The 3,942-nt window shown below is 73.9% G+C and carries 4 protein-coding genes and 1 pseudogene; all 5 read right to left on the minus strand.

The features are described 5' to 3' along the window. On the minus strand, positions 1-1,028 hold a 1,028-nt coding region (locus HC022_RS20705), incomplete at its 3' end, for an alpha-D-ribose 1-methylphosphonate 5-triphosphate diphosphatase (RefSeq protein ID WP_167453678.1). 126 nt (positions 1,029-1,154) lie between these two features. Then, positions 1,155-2,156: a substrate-binding domain-containing protein gene (locus tag HC022_RS20710; protein WP_217704074.1), complete on the minus strand. Its 1,002-nt coding sequence runs from the start codon at positions 2,154-2,156 to the stop codon at positions 1,155-1,157. Further along, the gene (locus HC022_RS20715) at positions 2,153-2,734 is read right to left on the minus strand and encodes a dual specificity protein phosphatase (RefSeq protein WP_167453679.1); all 582 of its coding nucleotides are present in this window, start codon (positions 2,732-2,734) and stop codon (positions 2,153-2,155) included. Before HC022_RS20715 ends, HC022_RS20710 begins: the two co-directional genes overlap by 4 nt. A 2-nt stretch (positions 2,735-2,736) precedes the next feature. Next, positions 2,737-3,750, minus strand: coding sequence for an MBL fold metallo-hydrolase (locus HC022_RS20720; protein ID WP_167453680.1), 1,014 nt, complete (start codon positions 3,748-3,750; stop codon positions 2,737-2,739). Continuing rightward, positions 3,738-3,942: pseudogene (locus HC022_RS20725) on the minus strand (iron ABC transporter permease); the annotation flags it as partial. The gene HC022_RS20720 and the pseudogene HC022_RS20725, both read right to left, overlap by 13 nt.

Raw genomic sequence — 3,942 nt, forward strand, 5'->3', positions numbered from 1 at the left:
TCGCCCCGGTCCGCAAGCCCGCTCGCCCGCGCCGGGTTGCGGCTCACCAGCTGCCAGAGCGCGTGCAGCGGCGCCCGGTCCTCGGCCCGAAGCTGCGCCACGGCACCCAGCATGGCGGGGTAGTAGTAATCCGACGCAAGGATGTCGCAGAGCCCGCGCGAGACCATCTCGGCGGCGGAGGGCGAGCCGATGTGGCTGCCGCCTCGTGTGACATTGGGCGCGCCGAAGACGATCCAGTCGCCGGCCTCGCGCGCCGCCTGCGCCACCGTCTCGTTCATCGGGAACTCGCTGATCCGGGCGCCGTGGCCGCGTGCGCAGTCGCCCATCCGGGCGATGGCGGCGCCCACCTGCGGGCGACGCTCCCAGACCTCGGCCAGCAGGCGCAGGTAGTCGCCTGTCTCGAGCCCGGAGCGCGCCGCGCGCTTGGCGAATTTCGAGGCGGTCGCCATTTGCGCGAGATCGACGACCGGGTAGTCGGGCGCAAGGTCGAAGGGCCGCGTCTGCAGCGGCAGGCCGGGTGCCAGCATCGCCATCGAGGTGTGGTCGTTGAACGCGAGCGACGGCGTCTGCGCCGCTCCGAGCGCCCGTTCGATGAGCGGCCGGGCCTCGAAGCAGAAGGTCTCCCACCGCAGCTGCAACCGGTTCTCGGCGGCAAGGCGCGGTGCCAGCACCGCCAGCCGGTCGAGCACCCGCTCGCCCTGCGCGACCGAGCGAAGTCCCGGCTCCCACGAGAGGGTCAGCGCATGGTAGGCGGTGGCGATGCCGTTCGCCGCGAGCTGGCGGTCGGTCTCGAGCAGCGCCAGGTCGAGCGGAAAGAACACGCCCGGGCGCGGCATGAGCTGGCGCTCGAAGGCGTCGCCGTGGATGTCGACCAGCGCAGGCGCCAGCACCAGACCGCGGGCGTCGATGCGGCGGGCGCCGTCGGCGGCGCAGTCGATGCCGGTGATCCGGCCGTCCTCGACCCGCACCGAGACCCGCGCCACGGTGTCGGGCAGGATCACCTCTGCGCCTTCGAAGATCGTCGCCATGGCGGGTTTGCTCCTGTGTCTTCGGTTGCCCGGCCGAGGCTGCCCTAGCCTTGGTACGGGTGCAATGGGGGGAGGATCCGTCGTTCCGGCGTCGGGGCGACTGTCTGAGTGCGGCCCAAGCGCGGCTCAGGCCACGCTGCTGCGCTCGATCAGTGTGACCGGGATGCGCGCGCGGGTGGGGGCCGCGTCGGCGGGGCGCTCGATGGCCTCGAGCGTGGCGCGGGTGAGGGCGCTCAGCGACTGGCGGATGGTGGTGAGCCCGTGCGACGCCCAGTCCGACACCGGCGCGTCGTCGAAGCCGATGACCGAGAGCTCGCCCGGCACCAAGCGCCCGAGCTCGAACCGCGCCGTGTTGAGCACGCCGAGCGCAATCTCGTCGGTGACGCCGAAGATGCCGTCGATGCCCGGCTCTGCCAGCAGCGCACGGGCGGCCTCGCAGCCTGTGTCGTAGCTGTTCGCGCCCTCGGCCCAGCGGGTGACGGGGAGGCCCGCCCCCTCGATCTGGGCGCAGAAGGCCCGGGCGCGTTCGAGCTTGGCGCTGGTGCGCGAGCCCGAGATCACCACTGCCACGCGCCGGCAGCCCGCCGCGAGCAGGCGCCGCGCCGCGAGGCGCCCGCCCTCGGTGCTGTCGGCGAGGATCAGGTCGGCGCGCGAGCCCTCGGGCGGGGCGGGACGGTTGATCAGCACCATGCGCGCGCCGTTGCGGGTGCAGAGCCGGATCAGATCGTCCGGTGCCGCGCCCGACAGCAGCACCACCGTGCGCACCCGGTAGTCGAGCAGCCGCGCCAGATCGCCGGCGCTGCCCTGCGCGCTGTTCATCAGCAGGCATTGCAGGCCGCGGCTCTGGAGCCCGGCGCTCAGCGCCTCGAGCTGGGCCGAGATATAGGGGTTGCCGAGGTTGCCGCCGACGATGCCCACGAGGTCCGAGCGCGCCTGATGCAGGGTGCGGGCCAGCCGGTTGACCCGGTAGCCGAGCTCGTCCGCGGCCTCGAGGATGCGGCTGCGGGCGGTCTCCGAGACCTGTGCGCCGGGAGTGAACGCCCGCGACACCGCCGAGCGCGAGACGCCCGCGCGCCGCGCCACGTCCGCGGCCGAGACGAAGCGGCCCGCGGGCTTTTCGCCGCTCACCCGCAGAGCCCCCGGGCGAGCACCTCGCGGGAGAGCGCGATCATCGGCGGCAGCGGATAGCTGTCGTCCTGGCCCCGGAGCGCGCGCATGTGGTCGAGCGCGGCGTCGAGCGTCGGGAACAGCTCGCGCCGCCGCAGGTGCAGCCAGAGCGCCAGCACGGCGACAGAGCGCGAGCGCCCGCCGCGGCAATGCACCAAGAGCCCGCCGGGGCGGTGCGGCGGGTAGTGCGGCTTGCCGGCGGTGTAGCCTGAGGCCAGCCCGTCGACGAGCAGCACCGCCGCAGCAAGCGATTGCGGCGCGTTACCCGGCCCGTCGAGAAGCCCGATCTGGTAGCGGCGCAGCAGCGTGCGGTCCGGCAGCTCGAGCGGGCCGGGGAAGAGGTTCATGGCGAGGTTGAGCGAGGCGGAGATGCCGGCCTCGTGCAGTGCCGCGGCGTCCTCGGCGGCGGGCAGGTTGCCGAGCCAGAGCCGGTCGAGCCCCGGGCCGGGTGCGTCGATCACCGGGAAGAGCAGCGGGCGGGCGTCCTCGCGCGACTCGTGCTCGGGGGCGGCGGCGGGCAGGTGGTGGCGCTGGGTCATGGTCAGACCTCCAGTGTGGTGTCGCGGCAGAGGCGCGGACCCAGCGCCGCCGCCAGCCGGGGCGCGGTGGCAAGGTCGAGGAAGGCGGGCAGCACCCGGAGCGCCTGGGTCGTGTCCGCCAGCGTCACGAGGTCCGGAAGGCGCGGGTGCACGTTCCATCCCATCCAGACCGCGCGGCCCTCGGCGATCATGGCATGGGCCGGGCTGGTGCGCGGCACGTGGCCCGAGAAGGCGAAGCGGAAGCCCTGCCGCGCGCGCAGTGCGGCGGGCAGGCCGTGCTCGGCGTTGGGGCCCGCCGCCACGATCACGTCCGCGGGGCGGGCGGTGGTGGCGGTGACCACGCGCGGTGCGCTGCCGGTGAGGCGCCGGGTCTCCGCCGCGACGATGGCGCAGGCAGCGACGTCGAGGCCCATGGCGCTCAGCGCCGCCACCATGTCGGGCCCGCGTCCGTCCGCCGGGCAGGGCAGCACCGCACCACCTCTGGCGAACCCGGCGATGGCGGCGATCTGGTCGCGAAGCCCGTCCTCTCGGTCGCCATAGGAGGCATCTGCCAGCACGGTGGCGGTCGGCGGGAAGGGATCGCAGGTCAGCAGCGGCGCCTCGGTGCTGAAGTCGCCGGTGTAGAGAACGCCTCCGGCCTCGGTGTCGAAGCGCATCCAGATGCCGCCCGGCGCGTGGCCGGCGCGGCCGGTGCGGAGCGGCACGCCCAGCACCTCGGCGTCGCCCTGTTCGGGCAGCGTATGGGCCTCGCCCCGCCCAAGCTGGCGCAGCGTCTCGGCGCTGGCGAAGACCGGCGGGTTGCCGATCTCGTCCAGCCGGTCGAGCCCGCCCGCGTGGTCGACATGGGCATGGCTCAGCAGCACCGCGTCGATGCGCCCGGCGCCCGAAAGGTCGGGGCGCTCGCCGGTCTCGAGCCCGTCGCCCATGTCGAGCAGCAGGCGGCGGCCCCGGATCTCGAGCAGGAAGAGCGCGGCGCTCTTGTGGCCGAGCCCGCTCAGGGCGGTCAGTCGCGCCATGGTAGCACCCCGTCGGGCAGGCGGCGGCCTGCGAGCAGGCTCAGCCCCATCAGGATCAGCACCAGCAGCACCATCAGGCAGCCCACCGCGGCGGCCAGCGTCGAGGAGCCGGCCTCTTCGAGGAAGATGATCATCGGGCCGATGGTGGTTGCGCGCGACGAGACCAGCAGTACCGAGGTCTGGATCTCGTTG

Origin of the sequence: Salipiger sp. HF18, from assembly GCF_011806505.1 — a bacterium.
GTDB classification, from domain to species: domain Bacteria; phylum Pseudomonadota; class Alphaproteobacteria; order Rhodobacterales; family Rhodobacteraceae; genus Salipiger; species Salipiger thiooxidans.